Genomic DNA, 18,452 nt, shown 5'->3' with positions numbered 1-18,452 from the left:
CCCGCCAAGCATCCTCCCTGATGATGACAACTCAACGACCAGCCTACTTCAGGCCCACCACCCCCGCCACAATCAGCCCTACCGAAAGCAGTTTGACCAGAGTCAGGCTCTCGCCCAGCAGAGCAAAACCGAGGAACACAGTGCCCAGTGAGCCAATCGCCGTCCAGATCGGGTAGGCGATGCTCACCGGCAGTTCGCGCATCGCCAACGTGAGGAAGTAGATCCCGCCGACCGCCGCAATCACCGTGATCAGCGAGGGCCAGAGCCGGGTGAAACCTTCGGCGTACTTCATGCCCATGGCAAAAGTTACTTCAAACCCGGCGGCGATCAGCAGGAACAGCCAGGCCACCTAAAACACTCGCGCTAGGTCGAGCAGGCGCTGCTCGGCCTCCGCCACCGACACCGCGAAAGTGCGCTCGGCGGACTCTTCGCCCTCGGCCGCGACCACAGTGACGTCGTTGATACCGATGAACCCCAGCGCCGTGCGCAACCATGGATCGGCGTGGTTCAAGGCTTCCAGTTCACCGCCCGGACCGAAGCCAAAACCGCCGCGACTGGTGACGATCAAGGCTTTCTTGCCCTGCAACAAAGGCGTGTACTGGGCGACACCGTTGTCCAGCGTGTGATCGAAGGTCAGGCCCAGACGCACGATCTGATCGACCCAGGCCTTTAGGCCGCTGGGGACACTGAAGTTGTACATCGGTGTGGAAATCAGCAGCAGGTCATGCTCGAACAACTCGCCGACCAATTGATCGCTCAATGCCAGATCGGCCTGCATCGACAATGGACGCGCCTCAGGCTGTGGATAAAACGCTGCAGCGACAAAGGCTTCGTTGACCGCCGGAATCAATGCCCGCCCGACCTCGCGGCGATTCACTTGCGCCTGCGGATGGCGCACCTGCCAGGCGCTGAGAAAATGTTCCGCCAAGCGTCGCGAGTGAGAGCGGTCAGCACGAGGGCTGGCATGGATCGCAAGAATTTTGCTCATCTGAAACTCCTTGAGGCTAGACTTTGATTGCTGTGTCGCTGCAGATTGCGGGCTGCACATCGTTGCCTCAAATGAGCAAAAATCAGTCTGGATGAATTCATTTCATCCGTGGAGCGTTTCAATGTTCGCCTCGCTGCCTCTCACCGCCCTGCGCGCCTTTGAATCGGCATCACGATTGCTGAGCTTCAAGGCTGCCGCCGAAGAGCTGTCGGTCACGCCGACCGCCATTTCTCATCAGATCCGCTCGCTGGAAGACTGGCTCGGCGTCGCGTTGTTCGAACGTCTGCCGCGCCAGGTGCGCCTGACCGAGGGCGGCGAACGCCTGTTTCGGAGTCTGCACGGCGCGTTGCTGGACGTGGCGCAAAGCGTCGATACCCTGCGCCCGCAGCGCAACGCCAGCACGCTGACGCTATCGACCACCGCCGCCTTCGCCGCGCTGTGGCTGGTGCCGCGCCTCGGGCGATTTTATGCCCAGCATCCGAACATCAACGTGCGCCTCGATACCCACTGCGAAGTCATCGATCTGCACCAGGACGCCAGTGTCGATCTGGTTTTGCGCTACAGCCTCGACGACTACCCGAACCTGTATGGCGTGTGCCTGTTCGATGAATCGTTCGGCGTTTACGGCTCGCCCGAGCAAGTAGCGCTGGCCGCGCGGCGTACACCGACGTTGATCAGCGTGCGTTGGCACAACTCGAAACTGTATGCCCATGGCTGGGAGGCATGGTGCGCCAAGGCCAGTGAACACTGGTTGAACCAGCAACCAGCCAACCGCGAATACGATGAAGAACACTACGCCTTGCAAGCAGCAATCGCCGGACAAGGATTGGTGCTGGCGAGCAACATTCTGGTCTCGGAAAACGTCGCCAGTGGTTTGCTGCTGCCGTACAAGGGTGAGGTTCAAGTCGATGGTGCCGGGTACAGCGCGTTGTGCGTGCCGGGGCGCGAGCGGCATCCGCCGGTGCGGGCTTTTTTCACCTGGTTGCGGGAGGAAGCGCAGCTCTCGGGACTGGTCCCAAGGTCGCCGCAAATCGCATAAAACTTTTTGCAACGCTCATGACTCACAGCTTAGGTAGCGACCGCGTCCGCAGAACGCGGCGACAATCGGATTAGCCTCCAGGAGATCGAAATGAGCGACGACCTGCATCTGTCAGATGTTCAAACCTTGCGCGACCGTGCGCGCCAACATGTCGAGAACGGCGCCGTCACCGAGGGCTACAGCGCCGACCGTGAAGAGGTGCTGCGCTTGCTCAATGAATCGCTGGCCACTGAACTGGTCTGCGTGCTGCGCTACAAGCGCCACTATTTCATGGCCAATGGCGTGAAAGCCCATGTGGCCGCCGAAGAGTTTCTCGAACACGCCACCCAGGAAGCCCAGCACGCCGACCGTCTGGCCGAGCGCATCGTGCAGTTGGGCGGCGAGCCTGAGTTCAACCCCGACATGCTGTCGAAGATGTCCCACGCGCAATACGTGGCCGGGGAAACCCTGAAAGAAATGGTTTACGAAGACCTGGTGGCCGAGCGCATCGCCATCGACAGCTACCGCGAGATCATCCAGTACATCGGCGAGAAAGACCCGACTACCCGGCGTATCTTCGAAGATATTCTGGCGCAGGAAGAAGAGCATGCCGATGACATGGCCGACATCCTGAACGACCTGTAACCCTTCCAAACCTCTTTCGCGAGCAGGCTCGCTCCCACATTTGACCGCATCCACCAGAAGGAATGCGGTCGAGTGTGGGAGCGAGCCTGCTCGCGAAGAGGCCCTTACGGGCACCGACTATTTAGTCGGTTTGACGGTGACCGGCGCCTTGCCCGACTTCATCTGCTCCAGCAACGGCGCACACTGATTCGGCTCGCCACCACTCGGCGCCACCAGCGCCAACAGCCCCGCCGCTGGTGCTGCAATCACACCCAACGCAACCATCCCTGCCCCGCGCAACATCAGCGGCACAGCCTTCACGCCAGCATCCGGCTTGATGAACTTGCCACGCACATACAGCGGCGAGCGCAGGGAAATCAACCGCCAGCCCTTGGATTCCGGCGTCACCGTCAGATCCAGTTGCTCGGTGGCCATGTTCGCGGTGCCGTCGATATAAATGATCGCGTTCTCGGTATCGAAGACAAACAGCTGCGTCGTTGCCAGGCCGGTCTTGATGTCGAAGTCCGCCGCTGCGCAGTTGATCTTCACTTCCTTGTCGCCAAAGATCTTGCCGACCACATAGTTACCGACGTTGAGCCCGGCCAGTTCCATCAGCTCACGACTGATCGCGCCATCGTTGATCAGCATCTTCAATTTGCCGTTGGCACCGCCCAGCAGCTTGGCGACCGAGTTGCCGCGCCCGCTGATATCGGCGTCGCCATTGAGCTCACCGAAACTGGTCTTCATTGGCTCAAAGGTCGGGAACAACTCCTTGAGCTTGAAGCGGCGCGCGGTCAGTTTGGCGCGGCCCTCCAGCGGTTCGGTGCGACCGTTGAGGCGAATCTGTGCATCGAGATTGCCGCCGGCCACACCGAAGCGCAGAGGCTCCAGGCTCAGTTCGCCGTCGTTGAGTTTCAGGTGGGTATAGAGGTCGTTGAACGGCAGTTTTTCGCTGTGGACGATGCGCTTGCCGGTGAACTCGACGTCGGCATCCATCGCGCGCCAGCGGTCAGTCTTGAACTCCTCTACCGGCAGCACTTTGTCCGCCGGTTGCTTGCTCTCGCCGCCGCGGGCCTTTTGCTTGTCATTGGAGTCGGCGCCGATCAGTGGTGCGAGGTCAGCGAACAGCAGTTGATTGGAGAGCAACGCGCCGCTGAGCTTTGGCCGTGGCTGGCTGGCAACGTAGGTCAGGTCGCCATGAATGTCACTGCTGCCGATCTTGCCGTTGAACTGCTCGTAGGTGAATTTCGCCCCGGCCGCGTCATGCAGCTTGGCGATCAAATGGCCGTCGGTAGCGTACGGCGGCGTGTCCGGCAGAGTCACGCCGGTTAAAGGATAGAGATTGCCGAGGCTGGCACCGGCCAGTTTCAAGCGCAGATCGAGGGCGCCGAGATTGAGCGGATCGGTCAGCGTGCCGGCGAGTTCGATGCTGGTGTCGCCGATCTTCGCCTGCGCCTGCAATGGAAAGGGCTTGCTCGCGTCCTGCAAGGCGAGCAGCCCGCCGATCTTGCCTTGGCCGGTAAGGTTCTGGCCGTGGTACTGGCCTTTGACCTTCAAGGCAAACGCATAATCCTGTGGTGCGCCGCCCTTGTCCTGCGCGGTTTTCGCCGCTTTGGCACCGACGATGTCGCTGTACGGAATCGGCTTGCCCAACGGATCGATCAGCACATCGAGATTGGTCTTGAGCGTTTGATCGTCGAGGGTGACATGGCCCTTGTCGAAACCGATGGCGCCGATGTCGACGACCCAATTCGACGGCTCAGCGTTCGGGTCTTTCGGATCGAACTTGAACGTCCAGTTGGCGCGGCCATCGGCCAGGCGCTGCAACTCGGCGTTCGGTTCGGTCAGGTCAATGCGCGGAATCACCACCCGTTGCGCCAGCAATGCCAGCGGTGAGATACGCAGCTCAACGCGTTTGAGCGTGACCATCTGCGGTTTCTTCGACCAGTCCGGGTTGCCCAGGCTCAAGTCCTCGGCGACCACATGCGGCCACGGCACCCACGCACGCCAGCCGCCCTCGTCGGGTTCGCGCTGCCAGATCACCGCGAGGTTGCCGTTGATAGCAAACGGTCGGTGCAGTTCTTCCGAGACTTTGGCGTTGAGCGGCGGTTTGATCCGGTTCCAGTCGAAGAACACGATGATCAACACCAGCACGGCCAGTAGCAGCACGAGGATGGCGAAGGTCCAGCTGAAGATTTTTCCAGTGCGCGTCATGCACAAAGCTCCTGATCACGACCGCACGCACAAACTGCGGCGTACGGCTGAAACGGCGGGCCAAAGCGGCCCTCATGAAATCTACGACTGGCAAACCAGCCGCAGGTTTAATCGAAAGGTCGATTAAGGCGCAAAAAGTCGCGCGAAATCTGACCGATCAGTCGAACAGTGTTACCGCGACCCGCACTTTTGCGAGGCGCGAGTGAGTCGGAAATACCCACCTCGGTGCAAAACCGCTGCTCTGAAAGGCCCGATCTAGAGCCTCCCGGCAGAACAATCAATTCTGTTGATTATTACCATTGCGTTTATGAACTTTTATATCGACTTATCGAGAGTAGCATTGCCCTCGTACCCACTTTATCGCCCTCCCAAGGAGCAACCCATCATGAAACGCCAATTACTGCTTAGTCTTACCCTCTCGATGCTGGCCAGCACGGCGTTCGCCCTGCCGGCTGCCGACCAGGCCACTCCACAAGTAAAAGACAGCCACTCGGTGTTCAGCCAAACCCTCGCCGAAGATGGCTATGACAAAACGCCACAAGGTCAGACCCTGGCTGAAGATGGTTACGACAAAACCCCACAGGGTCAGTCGGTAGCAGAAAACGGTCGCAATCGTCTGGAAGAAAAAGGTCTGGTCGAAGACGGCTACGACAAAACTCCACAAGGTCAGGCTGTCGCTGAAAACGGTCGCAACCGCCTCGAAGAAAAAGGTCTGGTTGAAGACGGCTACGACAAAACCCCACAAGGCCAGGCGGTTGCCGAAGGTGGTGGTGACCGTGTGATCGAACGCAACAGCGCTGTGAGCTGAGCCCATGGTGGCCCAGAAAAAAAGCCCAATCGACGGATTGGGCTTTTGACTTTTCAGGTTTTGGTAAACGCCCCGTAAAAACCCTCGCTTTACTGCCCCGCCGTTCGACGCCGATAAAGCCGATTTGCTAGAGTGCGGCGCTTGTCTTGCCGAAGAAACCACCTTGCGATGCTGCCCCGCGCCGAACAGAAACAACAGACCCGCAACGCCCTGATGGACGCTGCCCGCCACCTGATGGAAAGCGGCCGAGGATTCGGCAGCCTGAGCCTGCGCGAAGTGACCAAAACCGCCGGGATCGTGCCCACCGGTTTTTACCGGCATTTTGCCGATATGGATGAGCTCGGTTTGGTGCTCGTCAGCGAAGTCGGCCAGACCTTCCGCGAAACCATTCGCCTGGTGCGGCACAACGAATTCGTCATGGGCGGCATTATTGATGCTTCGGTGCGGATCTTCCTCGACGTGGTCAGCGCCAATCGCTCGCAATTCCTGTTTCTGGCGCGTGAGCAGTACGGCGGTTCGCTGCCGGTGCGTCAGGCGATCGGTCGCTTGCGCGAGAACATCAGTTCCGACCTGGCGGCTGACCTGAAGCTGATGCCCAAGCTGCAGCACCTGGACGCCGCCGGCCTGAGCGTAATCGCAGACTTGATCGTCAAGTCGGTGTTTGCCACCCTCCCGGACATCATCGACCCAACCGCTGAAGCCCTGCCGGAGCATCTGACGCCGCAGGCGAAGATCACCCAGCAGTTGCGCTTCATCTTCATCGGGCTCAAGCACTGGCAAGGGCTGGGCAGTACCGAGTAACTCCCCTCTTCCCGCCACACCACAAATCCCCTGTAGGCCTTCGCCTGCTCGCGATGGCGGTCTATCAGTCAAATAGTTGCCTGACACACTGCTATCGCGAGCAGGCTCACTCCTACAAAGGTGCGGCGCATCGGCCTCCATTTGGTGCATTAAAAAATCTTCACGCACCAAAACCTTCCATATTCCCGCAACATCTTGAAACATCCACTACGCTCCGACAGGGATTTCCTACATCTCGTCCGATTGGCAAGGCCCTTGCTCTAGCCAGAGTATTGTCCATAGCTGGAAGCTTTCCGATGCTGGTGATTCACCGCAGAATCGACCCTCAACCCGTCTGGGCCGCCGAGTTGCACCTGACCTTCGAAGCTCGGAGCAAAAGCCGTCTGCGCTGTTTCAGTGCCGAGGGCGAAGACGTCGGGTTGTTTTTGGAGCGCGGTCAGCCGCCGCTGTTCGATGGCGAATGTCTGCAAGCCGAAGACGGCCGCATCGTCCGCGTCTGCGCCCGCCCCGAGCAACTGCTGCACGTCACCTGCGCCAATGCTTTCGAGCTGACTCGCGCCGCTTATCATTTGGGTAATCGCCACGTTGCGTTGCAGGTAGGCGATGGGTGGCTGCGTCTGCTCGACGATTACGTGCTCAAAGCGATGCTCGAACAACTGGGCGCGCAGGTCCAAGCCATCGAGGCGCCGTTCCAGCCGGAACACGGTGCCTACGGCGGCGGTCATCACCATTCACGCCACGGCGACGAAGACTTCAATTACGCGCCGAAACTCCATCAGTTCGGCGTACGCCTGTGAATCCGGCCTGGGCGCTGCTGCGCCTGGCCAGTCCGCAATTGCCGATTGGCGGCTACAGCTATTCGCAAGGTCTGGAAATGGCTGTGGATAACGGCCGCGTCAACAACCCGGACAGCGCGCGGCGCTGGATCAGTGATCAGTTGCTGCTGAATCTGTCGCGCTTTGAGGCGCCGTTGTTGCTTGCGCATTGCCAAGCGGCGGCGGATGAAAACTGGAGCGAGTTGCTGACCCACTGTGAGAGCCACCGCGCCAGCCGCGAGACCCGCGAGTTGCATCTGGAGAGTCGGCAGATGGGCTATTCGTTGCAGCAGTTGCTCAACGGCTTGCCGGAACTCGACGCGCCGGCCCGCGATTTTCTCGATCAATGCACTGAACCGCATCTGGCCCTGTGCTGGGCACTGGCCGCGCGCGCCTGGGGCATCAGCCCGCAGGACGCCCTCGCCGCGTGGCTGTGGAGCTGGCTGGAAAACCAGCTCGCCGTATTGATGAAAACCCTGCCGCTGGGCCAGCAGGCCGCCCAGCGCCTGACCAGCGAACTGCTGCCGCTGCTGCAACAAGCACAGCAGGACGCCAGCCGAATCAACCCCGAACACATGGGCAGCGCCGCGTTCGGTCTGTCCCTGGCGTGCATGGCCCATGAGCGCCAGTACAGCCGCCTCTTCCGTTCTTAGGAGAAACACTCGATGAACACACAACCTCTGCGCGTCGGCATCGGCGGCCCGGTCGGTTCCGGCAAAACCGCGTTGACCCTGGCTCTGTGCCTGGCCTTGCGCGAGCGCTACAACCTTGCCGTGGTCACCAACGACATCTACACCCGCGAAGACGCCGATTTTCTGGTGCGCAACGAAGCCCTCGCACCGGAGCGGATCATCGGTGTGGAAACCGGTGGCTGCCCGCACACGGCGATCCGTGAAGACGCCTCGATCAACCTGGAAGCGGTCGATCAACTGAACCGGCGTTTTCCGGGGCTCGATCTGATTCTGGTGGAATCCGGCGGCGACAACCTGTCGGCGACCTTCAGCCCGGAACTGTCCGATCTGACCATCTATGTGATCGACGTCTCGGCCGGCGACAAGCTGCCGCGCAAGGGCGGGCCGGGGATCTGCAAATCCGACCTGCTGGTGATCAACAAGATCGACCTGGCGCCGCTGGTTGGCGCCTCGCTGGAGATGATGGACAGCGACACAAAACGCATGCGCAACGGCAAGCCGTTCGTCTTCAGCAACCAGAAAACCGGTCAGGGCCTTGAGCAAATCATCGCCTTCATCGAACGCCAGGGCCTGCTGACCGCAGCCTGATTCACTGATCAACAAGGAAGCTTATCCATGACACTCAAACGTATTCTTGGCGCCGTGGCGCTGTTGCTGACCCCGGCATTGGCCTTCGCACACCCGGGGCATGGCGACAGTGGTTTGATCGCCGGTATCAGCCACCCGATCGGTGGCCTCGACCATTTGTTGGCGATGATTGCTGTTGGGTTGTGGGCAGCGCAGCAGCAAGGCGCTGCGCGTTGGGCGCTGCCCTGCACGTTTGTCGGCACCATGTTGATTGGCGGCCTGCTCGGGTTTGAAGGGCTGGAACTGCCGGCGCTGGAAAGCGGGATTGCCGCGTCGGTGCTGGCGTTGGGTCTGGCGGTAGCGCTGGCGGTGCGTCCACCGTTGGTCATGGCGGTGGTGGCGACGGCGGTGTTTGCGTTGTTCCACGGTGTGGCGCATGGCTTGGAGCTGCCGGACATGAGCAGTCCATGGGCGTATGCGGCGGGTTTCGTGGTCGCGACAGCAGCGCTGCATGCAGCGGGTTATGCCGTGGTGCGTTTTCTGCCTCAGGCGGCTGCACCGTTGGTGCGCCTTGCAGGTGCGGCTTCGGCGGCGACTGGTGTTTGGTTGCTCGCAGGCTAGTTTTTATTGTCTGAACTGGCCCCTTCGCGAGCAAGCTCGCTCCCACATTGGATTTGTGGCATCCACAAAACCTGTGGGAGCGAGCTTGCTCGCGAAGGCGGCCGATCAGACGCCGCATCTCTGATGCCGGTCTCTCTGCTACCATGTCGCGCAATCGCCCCAGCCCGTGACGACGTCCGCCCATGCCCCACGCTTCCCGCTCCACCTCCCTGCCTGAATTGACCGCCCTGTTCGGCGACGTGCAACAGCACTTCGTCAACGTGATCGTGCCGCTCTGGCAAGGCCCGGGCTGGAATGCCGACATGGCATTGCCCTACGAGGCGCTGGACGCCGCGCATCAGCCGCTGCCACCGCAGCGCTATCGGGCGATGGCCTGTGCGCGGCAGCTGTATCTGTTTTCAAGCCTGATCGGGGTTGTGGATAACGCTGAGGTTCGTGCCGCGGCGCTGTTCCGCTCCTTGCAACAGCACTTTCATGACGCCGAGCATGGTGGCTGGTTCTACAGCATCGATGCGCAGGGCAAGCCGCTGGATCAGCGCAAGGATCTCTACACCCACGCCTTTATCCTGTTTGCCTGCGCGCATTACTGGGCAAAGTCCCGCGACCCGCTGGTCGAGTCGACGTTGAATGCAGCACTGGAAATCATCGGCCGATGCTTTGCCACCGGCGATGGCTTGTACGAAGCCTGTCTGGAACGCAACTGGATGACCCTGCAAACCGGGCCACTACAGAACCCGTTGATGCACCTGGCCGAAGCTTTCCTCGCTACGCTTGCCGTTCGTGAAGATGCCCAGACGCAGAAGGCATTGCTGGAGTTATGCACAGCCATGCACAAGCAGTTCGTCGATCCGCAATATGGTGTGTTGATGGAAAAGCCGCTTGGCGCTGTGGATAACTGGTATGAGCCGGGGCACCAGTTCGAATGGTATTTCCTGCTGGAGTCGTCGCCGTTGCTGCGTGGTTCGAAACTGCACGCAGCGCTCGGCCGGGCGTTTGCGTTCACCGAGCAATACGGTGTGGTGCAGTCATCCGGCGCGGTACGGGCGATGCTTGATCTGGAAACGGATGGACGCCCGCGAGACTCGACTCAGCGGATCTGGGCTCAGGCGGAATATCTGCGCGCGCTGACGTTGCGTCAGGGCAGTGAGGCGGTGGTGCTGCGCCAGTTGCAGGCGTTGCAGCAGCGATTCCTGCATGCCGGTGGCTGGCATGAGTGCCGGGATGAGTTGGGCGAGGTTAGCCGTAAGGACATGCCTTCAACTACGCCGTATCACTTGGCGACTTGCTATAGCGGCATTGCTGAATATCTTCGCTGACTTATAGATCGCTTTCGCGAGCAGGCTCGCTCCCACAGGGGAACGCATTCCAAATGTAGGAGTGAGCCTGCTCCGGGCGGCGATCCGACGATTAGCCGTTATGCGGTCGCTAGGCGATCCACTTCTTGTCGCCGGTAAAGCTGATGGTCAGCCAGCGCGCCGCATCCGGCTTGCCCAGCTTCGCCGAAATCTCTTCGCGCAGCGCATCCAGCTGGCCGACATTGCTCAGCGCATAATCCGCCGGCAATACCACATGAATATCGATAAACCGCGCCCGCCCGTGCTTCTGCACGTACGACATGTAATCGTCGAAACCATGCTCGGTTTTCGCCGCGTCCATCACTTGGCGCACCTGATCATCCAGCGTATCCGGGGCAATCCCGAGCACATCGCGTAAGGCCGGTCCAAGGATCTTGAACGCCGGTGGCAACATGGTCAGCGCCAGCACGATCAGGATCAACGGGTCGACATACACCGCCCACTGGCCATAGCCCTGAGACTTGAGCAGCAGCGCCGCGAGAAAACTGATCAACAGGCCCACGGACAGCATCGCGTCCACCAGCCAGCTGATATTGTCGAACTGGATCAGGCTGGATTTGAGCTTGCGATTACGCTGCCGTACGTAGAAGAAGTAGGCGAATTCGACCACGGTAAACACCGCGGCATAAATGATCACCAGCCCCAACTCGATGTCGCGGCCACCGTTGATGATGCCGAACACGCCGTTGAGGAACGCGTAGATCGCGATCAACATCAGGAAGCTGCCTTCGATCAGCAGCACCATCGGCTCCAGGTGCCAGAAACCGAACTGGAAACGGTGATTGCTTTGCTTGGCGATCAGCTTGGCGGTGATCAGCATCAGAACTTTGATGAACGTTGCGATCAGCGAGAAAAAACCATCAAACAGGATGGATTGCGAACCTGAAACAAAACCGGTGACGATCCCGGCAATCGCCACGGCAAACATCAGAATGGTCGATTGTTTGAGCAGTGCCTGCTCACCTCGGTTACTCACTTTGACTCCTCGAAAACCTTGAAAACCGCAGGGTGCGGTGGGGTTGTTGCGAGGGGAGTTTACCTTATCGGAATTTATTGCCTGTGACGGCCCCTTCGCGAGCAAGCTCGCTCCCACATTTGATCGCGGTCTCATGTGGGAGCGAGCTTGCTCGCGAAGAACGATGACGCGGTGTCAGGCCTTATTCCGCTCAATGGCAAAACCGGCCCAGGTCTGGCTCACCGGCATCAATTCCAGGCTGTTGATGTTGATGTGCGCCGGCGCATTCATCACCCAGAAAATCGTCTCGGCGATGTCCTGCGGCTGGATCGGCTCGGCACCGGCGTAGGTCGCGTTGTAACGCTCCTGATCACCGGCGAAGCGCACCAGCGAGAACTCGCTTTCGCACAGACCCGGCTCGATGTTGCTGACGCGCACGCCGGTGCCCTGCAAGTCGCAGCGCAGGTTCAGCGAAAACTGTTTAACGAACGCCTTGGTCGCGCCATACACATGGCTGCCCGGATACGGATAATTACCGGCGATGGAGCCCAGGTTGACGATACCGGCGCCACGGCCATGGGCGATCAGGCGTGGCAGCAGCAAGCGCGTGGCGTACATCAGGCCTTTGACGTTGGTGTCGACCATGGTGTCCCAATCGTCCAGATCGCACTTCGGCGCCGGGTCCACGCCCAGCGCCAGGCCAGCGTTGTTGATCAGGCCACGCAGCTTGGCGAACGATGGCGGCAAGTTGGCAATCGCCTCCTCCATCGCCTTGCGATCACGCACATCGAGGACCAGACCGTGTACTTCGGTTTGCTTCGACAATTCGGCGCACAGGGCGCTCAGGCGTTCCTCACGACGGCCGGTCAGCACCAGTTTCCAGCCTGCCTCGGCAAAACGGCGGGCACAGGCTTCACCAAATCCGGACGTCGCGCCGGTGATAAACAGGGTGTTGGACATCGTGTTCTCCTTGCTTCGGCCGCCGGGGCAGCCCTTGGAATAGAAAATCAGCAGGCAGCATGCCCGCCCGCGCATTCACGGGCAACACCCACAAGCTGTACAAGAAACAACCAACCGCACCAACGCCATAGCCACCGTGGCCTGTAGCCATGTGCACGCATGTTATCCACAATCCCTTCCACAGTTTCCGGGGGCAAGTACAAACGCGCAAAGCCGCGCCACACAAGGCTTTGCGGGCGAAATAGAAAGTTTTTTGCTTGACCCTGAAGTGGCAGGTGTGCCGAACATGGCATTTTGCACGACTGACGCGTCAACGCAGTGATTACGCGAGGCCAGTAATTACGGCCCTCAGCGCAGTCTTTCCAGAGTTTAATCACAGACTTATCCACAGGCTTGCTCCCATCGAATTGCCTAAGAGACGATGCCCAGAAAAGGGTTGACAACGACGCCTTCAGCTTCCGTAAAAACGCTTGATCAAAAAACAACCACACACTTGAAGGCCACGTTTTACAAGGCCTGCAGCCAGATACACCCACGTTATTCACAGCCAGCTCCACAGTAACCGGGGACAAGTCAAAACTGTGGAAAAACAGCCATTTGCAGCGTCTATATGTCGCGCTTTGGCAGCTTCGGGAATTTGTTTTCCACAATTCTGGGATCTGGCGCAGAACAACTGTAGGAGTGAGCCTGCTCGCGATAGCGGTGTATCAGTCATCGGTAATGGCGAATAGGAAACCGCGATCGCGAGCAGGCTCACTCCTACAGGGGTTTGCGGTGGATTCAAGAGATAAAAAAACCCCGACATTTGCGTGTCGGGGTTTGTGGACAACTTGTGATTAATCAGTGCCCGCCCAGATAGGCGTTACGCACCTCCTCGTTCACCAACAGCTCTTTACCTGTACCGGTAAGGCGAATCTCTCCGTTGACCATCACATACGCGCGGTCCGACAGCTTCAGCGCATGGTTGGCGTTCTGCTCGACCAGAAAAATGGTCATGCCGGTTTTCGCCAATTCGCGCAGGGTCGCAAAGATCTGCTTCACCACAATCGGCGCCAACCCGAGGCTCGGCTCATCTAGCAGCAACAGCTTCGGCCGGCTCATCAACGCCCGGGCAATGGCGAGCATCTGCTGCTCACCACCGGACATGGTCATCGCTCGCTGGGTACGCCGCTCTTCAAGCCGTGGGAACAGCGTAAACATGCGCTGCATGTCCTCTTTGGCGTACTTGTCGCCAATCGGGATCGTGCCCATCAGCAGGTTTTCCTCGACGGTCATGTCGGGGAACACCCGCCGCCCTTCCGGCGACTGCGCAATGCCGTTGGAGGCGATGTAGTGCGAAGACTTGTGGGTAATGTCGACGCCTTGATAGAGAATCTGCCCGCTCGCCGCCCGTGGCTGACCGAAGATCGACATCAGCAACGTCGATTTACCGGCACCGTTGGAGCCGATCAGGCTGACGGTTTCCCCTTCGTTGATCTGCAGCGAAACACCTTTGAGTGCCTGGATCGGGCCATAGAACACGTCGAGGTCTTTGAGTTCGAGGATCGGTTGCGTCATACCAGCTCCTCTTCGTCGGCGCCCAGGTAGGCGGCAATCACTTTCGGGTCGTTGCGAATGGCTTCAGGTCCGCCTTCGGCAATGACGATGCCGTGGTCCAGCACCACGATGTGGTCGGAAATACTCATAACCATGCCCATGTCGTGTTCGATCAGTACCACGGTCAGATCGTGCTCGTCGCGCAGCAGCCGGATCATCGCGCTCAGCGCTTCGGTTTCCTGAGGGTTGAGGCCGGCGGCCGGTTCGTCGAGGCAGATGATCTGCGGCCGCGTGCACATGGCTCGGGCAATCTCCAGACGGCGTTGCTGACCGTACGAGAGCTCACCGGCGAGACGGTTGGCGCAGTCGACCAGATCGACCACTTCCAGCCAATAGAACGCGCAGTCCAGCGCATCGCTTTCGGCCTTGCGATAGCCCTTGGTATTGAGGATGCCGGCAAGCATGTTGCGGTTGACCCACATGTGCTGGGCCACCAGCAGGTTTTCCAGCACCGACATCTCCTTGAACAGGCGAATGTTCTGGAAGGTACGGGCCAGACCTGCACGGTTTACCAGGTGCGTACCGCCGAACATCTTGTAGTACATGCGGCTGAGGAAAGATTTCGGCGAGACAAAATCCGTCGGTTTGAACGACTCGCCCAGCAACTGGATGACGTTGGTCTGCTGGCCGCGCACGTTGAGTTCGATCTTGCCGCCGGAGGCTTTGTAGAACCCGGTCAGGCAGTTGAACACCGTGGTCTTGCCGGCGCCGTTGGGGCCGATCAGGGCGAAGATCGAGTTGCGTTTGACCTTCAGGCTGACATCACTCAGCGCCTTGATGCCACCGAAATGCATCATCAGTTTTTCGACAGAGAGTACGACTTCACTCATGGCGCAGTCCTCTCATAGTGAATGGCACCTTTGCGTGGAGTGACCCCGGTACGGCTGATGCGGATCAGCCCGCGTGGTCGCCAGATCATCATCAATACCATCAGGATGCCGAACAACAGCACGCGATATTCCGCGAAGCCGCGCAGCAGTTCAGGAGCGACAGTCAGCACGAATGCAGCGATCACCACACCGATGGTCGAGCCCATCCCGCCGAGCACAACGATGGCGAGGATCAGTGCCGATTCGAAGAAGGTGAACGAGGTCGGGTTGACGAAGCCTTGGTAGGTCGCGAAAAACACCCCGGCGAGACCTGCGGTCGACGCACCGATGGTGAACGCCGAGAGCTTGACCAGCACGTGGTTGAGCCCCATCGAACGGCAAGCGATTTCATCTTCACGCAGAGCTTCCCAAGCGCGGCCGACCGGCATTTTCACCAGACGATGCTTGATGTACAGCACGGCCAACACCACGAGGAACAACACTGCGTAGATGAAGTAGTACTTCACGTCCGGGTTGTAGGCGATACCGAAGAACTCATGAAACGGCACCCCGCCATCCTTCGCCCGCTTGCCGAACTCCAGACCGAAGAACGTCGGCAGCGGCGCCGGCATGCCGTTCGGGCCACCAGTCAGCGACAACCAGTTGTTGAGGATCAGGCGAATGATTTCACCGAAGCCCAGGGTCACGATCGCCAGGTAATCGCCATGCAGACGCAACACCGGGAAACCGAGGATGCAGCCGGCCAGCCCGGCAGTGATCGCCGCCAGCGGGAGTACGGTCCAGAAACCCAGACCGAGGTATTGATAACCCAGCGCCAGACCGTAGGCACCAATGGCGTAGAACGCCACGTAACCGAGGTCGAGCAGACCGGCCAGACCGACCACGATGTTCAGCCCCAGCCCCAGCAGCACGTAGATCAACCCGAGGATGACCACGCCCAGCAGATAGGAGTTGGAGACAAACGGCACGATGATCGCCAGCACAATCAGCAGCGGGATGATCCAGCGCAGCGAGGATTTGTGATCGGCAGGCAACACATGCACACCGGAACCGGTGCTCTCGAATCCGTCGAGAATTTTCAGGCCCTTGGGCGTTTGCAGGAACAGGCTGAGGGCAAAGCGGCCAATCATGACAATGCCGATGATCCAGGCCACGCGGGTCGGTTCGAGGTTGAAGCTGTAACCCTCGAGCACAACGCCGACAATCGGTCCGAAAACGATCAGGGCAATCAGGCCGGCAAGAATCGCCTCAACCAGGCTTTTTTTGATATCGATGGATTTTTGAGTGGTTGAAGACATCGCTTACACCTTCGACACAAGAGGACGGCCCAACAGGCCCTGCGGCCGGAAGACCAGAACAAGTACGAGCAGCGAGAAGCTGAACACGTCTTTGTAGTCGGAGTTGACCAGACCGGAGAACAGCGACTCGGAAATGCCGAGGATGATCCCGCCGAGCATTGCCCCAGGCAATGAACCGATTCCGCCGAGTACCGCTGCGGTAAACGCCTTGATGCCGATAATGAAGCCGGCATAGAAGTCGAAGGTGCCGTAGTTCATGGTGATCAACACGCCGGCCAGCGCCGCCATGGCTGCACCGATGATGAACACATAGGAAATGACCCGATCGGTATTGATACCAAGGATCGAAGCCATCTTGCGGTCTTGCTGGGTCGCACGGCACATGCGTCCGAGCTTGGTGTACTTGATGACGTAGGTCAGCAGGCCCATGCCGACGAATGCGGCCACCAGAATGAAGACTTTGGTGTAGGTCAGTTGCACGAAACCGGTACCGATGTCGACACGCCACGCCCCGCTCAGCAGGGTTGGCACGCCCTGTTGTTTGGCGCCTTGAGCGATCTGTGCGTAGTTTTGCAGAATCAGGGAGATACCGATGGCGCTGATCAACGGAGCCAGTCGGGTGGAGTTGCGCAGGGGTTTGTAAGCGACTCGCTCGATGACCCAGCCATACACCGCCGTGATCACGATGGTGAAAATCAGGGTGCCGAGCATCAGCAGCGGGAAGGATTCAATACCGAAGTACGCCAGCAGAGCCAGACTGATTGCCGCCAGGTAAGCGGAAATCATGTAAACCTCGCCGTGGGCGAAGTTGATCATGCCGATGATGCCGTAGACCATTGTGTAGCCGATGGCGATCAGGCCATAGACCGACCCGAGGGTCAGGCCGTTGACCAGTTGCTGCAGGAAAATACCATCCATAACGCAATCTCACGCAGTGAGAACCTGCACACCCGAGGTGTGCGGTTCTTCTAGGAAAAATACAGATTTACGTCGGAGCAATGTCAGAGCGCGTCCAGAAAAACCAACCGGCCCTTGTGGGAGCGAGCTTGCTCGCGAAAGCGGTGTATCAGCTACCGTTTATGGCGACTGACACCCCGTATTCGCGAGCAAGCTCGCTCCCACAGGGGATCGTGGGTTAACTGATCGCGTCAGCCCTTACTTCTGTTTTTCCAGCTGGTGATATTTGCCGTCCTTGTCCCACTGGTAAACCACGTAGTCGGAGACTTTCAGGTCGCCCTTGGAGTCCCAGGTTTTTTCACCCATGACGGTTTTCACCGGATTTTTCTTCAGCCAGGCTGCAGCCTCTTCGCCCTTGTTGGACTTGGCGCCGTTGAATGCGGCAGCCAGGGTCTGCACCGAAGCGTAGGCGTACAGGGTGTAGCCCTCAGGCTCGGTACCGGCCTTGCGGAAAGCGTCTACCACGGTCTTGCTGTCTGGCAGCAGGCGTGGGTCGGCGCCAAAGGTCATCAGCACGCCGTCGACGAATTGCGGGCCACCGGCGGTGGTCACCAGTTCGTCAGTCACGATGCCGTCATCGGACATGAACTTGACGTCCTTCAGGCCTTGTTCACGCAGTTGGCGAACCAGCGGGCCGGCCTCCGGGTGCAGACCGCCGAAGTAGACGACGTCGGCGCCAGCGCCACGGATCTTGGTGACGATGGTGCTGAAGTCTTTTTCGCCACGAGTCAGGCCTTCGTACAACACAGGCGTCACGCCGCGCTTGACCAGTTGTGCCTTGGTGGCATCCGCCAGGCCCTGGCCGTAGGTGTCTTTGTCGTGCAGCACGACGACTTTCTTGCCCTTGAGCACATCAACGATGTAGTCGCCGGCCACAATGCCTTGCTGGTCGTCACGCCCGCACATACGGAACATGGCGCTGAGACCACGCTCGGTGACTTGCGGGTTGGTCGAACCCGGGGTGATCGCGATGATCCCGGCTTCGTCGTAGATTTCCGAGGCGGGAATGGTCGAAGAGGAGCAGAAGTGCCCGACCACACCAGCGACTTTCTGGTTGGTGAGGTCCTTGGCGACCGTCACGGCCTGCTTCGGCTCGCAGGCGTCATCGCCTTTGACCAGGACGATTTTTTCCCCGTTGACGCCGCCCGCCGCGTTGACCGCGTCAGCCGCCGCCTGTGCACCCTTCATGTACTGCTCGCCAAATGCCGCGTTGGCGCCCGTCATTGGACCCGCTACACCGATTTTCACATCAGCTTGAGCAAACGCAGAAACACCCAACGCAGTAGCCACTGCGAGGGCCAGAAAGCCTTTCTTGTAAAACGTCTGGGACATGAGGTGGTGCTCCAAGGTTTT

Annotated in this window: 19 protein-coding genes; 9 read left to right on the top strand and 10 right to left on the bottom strand. The window is 59.4% G+C overall.

What is annotated here, in order from left to right; translation table 11 throughout:
• Positions 1 to 43: 43 nt before the first annotated feature.
• Together HUW52_RS04065 and HUW52_RS04060 are read right to left on the bottom strand one after the other, a co-directional pair.
• Positions 44 to 349, bottom strand: a complete 306-nt coding sequence (locus tag HUW52_RS04065) for a multidrug efflux SMR transporter (protein WP_016985399.1) — start codon at positions 347 to 349, stop codon at positions 44 to 46.
• The gene (locus tag HUW52_RS04060) at positions 350 to 988 is read right to left on the bottom strand and encodes an FMN-dependent NADH-azoreductase (RefSeq protein WP_175553031.1); all 639 of its coding nucleotides are present in this window, start codon (positions 986 to 988) and stop codon (positions 350 to 352) included.
• A 91-nt stretch (positions 989 to 1,079) separates the two neighbouring features.
• Here HUW52_RS04060 and HUW52_RS04055 point away from each other — a divergent pair, with 91 nt between their 5' ends.
• Both HUW52_RS04055 and HUW52_RS04050 read left to right on the top strand, forming a co-directional pair.
• Positions 1,080 to 2,027, top strand: coding sequence for a LysR substrate-binding domain-containing protein (locus HUW52_RS04055; RefSeq protein WP_371929235.1), 948 nt, complete (start codon positions 1,080 to 1,082; stop codon positions 2,025 to 2,027).
• Positions 2,028 to 2,117: 90 nt separating this feature from the next.
• Positions 2,118 to 2,651, top strand: coding sequence for a bacterioferritin (locus tag HUW52_RS04050; protein ID WP_016985396.1), 534 nt, complete (start codon positions 2,118 to 2,120; stop codon positions 2,649 to 2,651).
• 117 nt (positions 2,652 to 2,768) lie between these two features.
• On the opposite strand, the gene HUW52_RS04045 is transcribed toward HUW52_RS04050, so the two are convergent.
• Complete coding sequence (locus HUW52_RS04045; RefSeq protein WP_175553029.1) at positions 2,769 to 4,844, bottom strand: AsmA family protein; 2,076 nt, start codon at positions 4,842 to 4,844, stop codon at positions 2,769 to 2,771.
• A 385-nt stretch (positions 4,845 to 5,229) separates the two neighbouring features.
• On the opposite strand from HUW52_RS04045, the gene HUW52_RS04040 reads away from it, so the two are divergent.
• From HUW52_RS04040 to HUW52_RS04010, 7 genes are all read left to right on the top strand, one after another.
• Positions 5,230 to 5,652 carry a hypothetical protein gene (locus HUW52_RS04040; RefSeq protein ID WP_016985394.1) on the top strand — a complete coding sequence of 141 codons (423 nt, stop codon included), beginning with the start codon at positions 5,230 to 5,232 and terminating at the stop codon, positions 5,650 to 5,652.
• Positions 5,653 to 5,820: 168 nt separating this feature from the next.
• On the top strand, positions 5,821 to 6,453 hold the full coding sequence (locus tag HUW52_RS04035; protein ID WP_175553028.1) for a TetR family transcriptional regulator: 633 nt from the start codon (positions 5,821 to 5,823) through the stop codon (positions 6,451 to 6,453).
• Between the two features lie 296 nt (positions 6,454 to 6,749).
• Positions 6,750 to 7,250 carry an urease accessory protein UreE gene (gene ureE / locus HUW52_RS04030; protein ID WP_175553027.1) on the top strand — a complete coding sequence of 167 codons (501 nt, stop codon included), beginning with the start codon at positions 6,750 to 6,752 and terminating at the stop codon, positions 7,248 to 7,250.
• Complete coding sequence (locus HUW52_RS04025) at positions 7,247 to 7,921, top strand: urease accessory protein UreF (protein WP_175553026.1); 675 nt, start codon at positions 7,247 to 7,249, stop codon at positions 7,919 to 7,921. Before ureE ends, HUW52_RS04025 begins: the two co-directional genes overlap by 4 nt.
• A gap of 12 nt (positions 7,922 to 7,933) precedes the next feature.
• Positions 7,934 to 8,548, top strand: coding sequence for an urease accessory protein UreG (gene ureG / locus HUW52_RS04020; protein ID WP_007915910.1), 615 nt, complete (start codon positions 7,934 to 7,936; stop codon positions 8,546 to 8,548).
• Between the two features lie 27 nt (positions 8,549 to 8,575).
• Positions 8,576 to 9,148, top strand: coding sequence for a HupE/UreJ family protein (locus HUW52_RS04015; protein WP_175553025.1), 573 nt, complete (start codon positions 8,576 to 8,578; stop codon positions 9,146 to 9,148).
• A gap of 182 nt (positions 9,149 to 9,330) precedes the next feature.
• The gene (locus tag HUW52_RS04010) at positions 9,331 to 10,464 is read left to right on the top strand and encodes an AGE family epimerase/isomerase (protein ID WP_175553024.1); all 1,134 of its coding nucleotides are present in this window, start codon (positions 9,331 to 9,333) and stop codon (positions 10,462 to 10,464) included.
• Positions 10,465 to 10,573: 109 nt separating this feature from the next.
• On the opposite strand, the gene HUW52_RS04005 is transcribed toward HUW52_RS04010, so the two are convergent.
• The 7 genes from HUW52_RS04005 to HUW52_RS03975 all read right to left on the bottom strand — a co-directional run bounded on the left by HUW52_RS04005 (position 10,574) and on the right by HUW52_RS03975 (position 18,431).
• Entirely contained in the window at positions 10,574 to 11,479 is a 906-nt protein-coding gene (locus HUW52_RS04005; protein WP_016985388.1) for a cation diffusion facilitator family transporter, read from the bottom strand.
• Positions 11,480 to 11,653: 174 nt separating this feature from the next.
• Positions 11,654 to 12,418: an SDR family oxidoreductase gene (locus HUW52_RS04000; protein ID WP_122599291.1), complete on the bottom strand. Its 765-nt coding sequence runs from the start codon at positions 12,416 to 12,418 to the stop codon at positions 11,654 to 11,656.
• A gap of 840 nt (positions 12,419 to 13,258) precedes the next feature.
• A complete protein-coding gene (locus tag HUW52_RS03995; RefSeq protein WP_016985386.1) occupies positions 13,259 to 13,975 on the bottom strand; it encodes an ABC transporter ATP-binding protein in 717 nt (238 codons plus the stop codon).
• Positions 13,972 to 14,844: an ABC transporter ATP-binding protein gene (locus HUW52_RS03990; protein ID WP_016985385.1), complete on the bottom strand. Its 873-nt coding sequence runs from the start codon at positions 14,842 to 14,844 to the stop codon at positions 13,972 to 13,974. Before HUW52_RS03990 ends, HUW52_RS03995 begins: the two co-directional genes overlap by 4 nt.
• Positions 14,841 to 16,142 carry a high-affinity branched-chain amino acid ABC transporter permease LivM gene (gene livM / locus HUW52_RS03985; RefSeq protein WP_016985384.1) on the bottom strand — a complete coding sequence of 434 codons (1,302 nt, stop codon included), beginning with the start codon at positions 16,140 to 16,142 and terminating at the stop codon, positions 14,841 to 14,843. Before livM ends, HUW52_RS03990 begins: the two co-directional genes overlap by 4 nt.
• Positions 16,143 to 16,145: 3 nt before the next feature.
• Positions 16,146 to 17,060 carry a branched-chain amino acid ABC transporter permease gene (locus tag HUW52_RS03980; RefSeq protein WP_016985383.1) on the bottom strand — a complete coding sequence of 305 codons (915 nt, stop codon included), beginning with the start codon at positions 17,058 to 17,060 and terminating at the stop codon, positions 16,146 to 16,148.
• A 237-nt stretch (positions 17,061 to 17,297) separates the two neighbouring features.
• A complete protein-coding gene (locus HUW52_RS03975) occupies positions 17,298 to 18,431 on the bottom strand; it encodes an ABC transporter substrate-binding protein (protein ID WP_007915892.1) in 1,134 nt (377 codons plus the stop codon).
• Between the last annotated feature and the right edge of the window lie 21 nt (positions 18,432 to 18,452).

Origin of the sequence: Pseudomonas sp. 43A (assembly GCF_013363935.1) — a bacterium.
In the GTDB taxonomy this organism is placed as follows: domain Bacteria; phylum Pseudomonadota; class Gammaproteobacteria; order Pseudomonadales; family Pseudomonadaceae; genus Aquipseudomonas; species Aquipseudomonas crudilactis.
The sequence above is the reverse complement of the archived record's forward strand: the minus strand, read 5'-3'. Positions and strand labels throughout refer to the sequence as shown.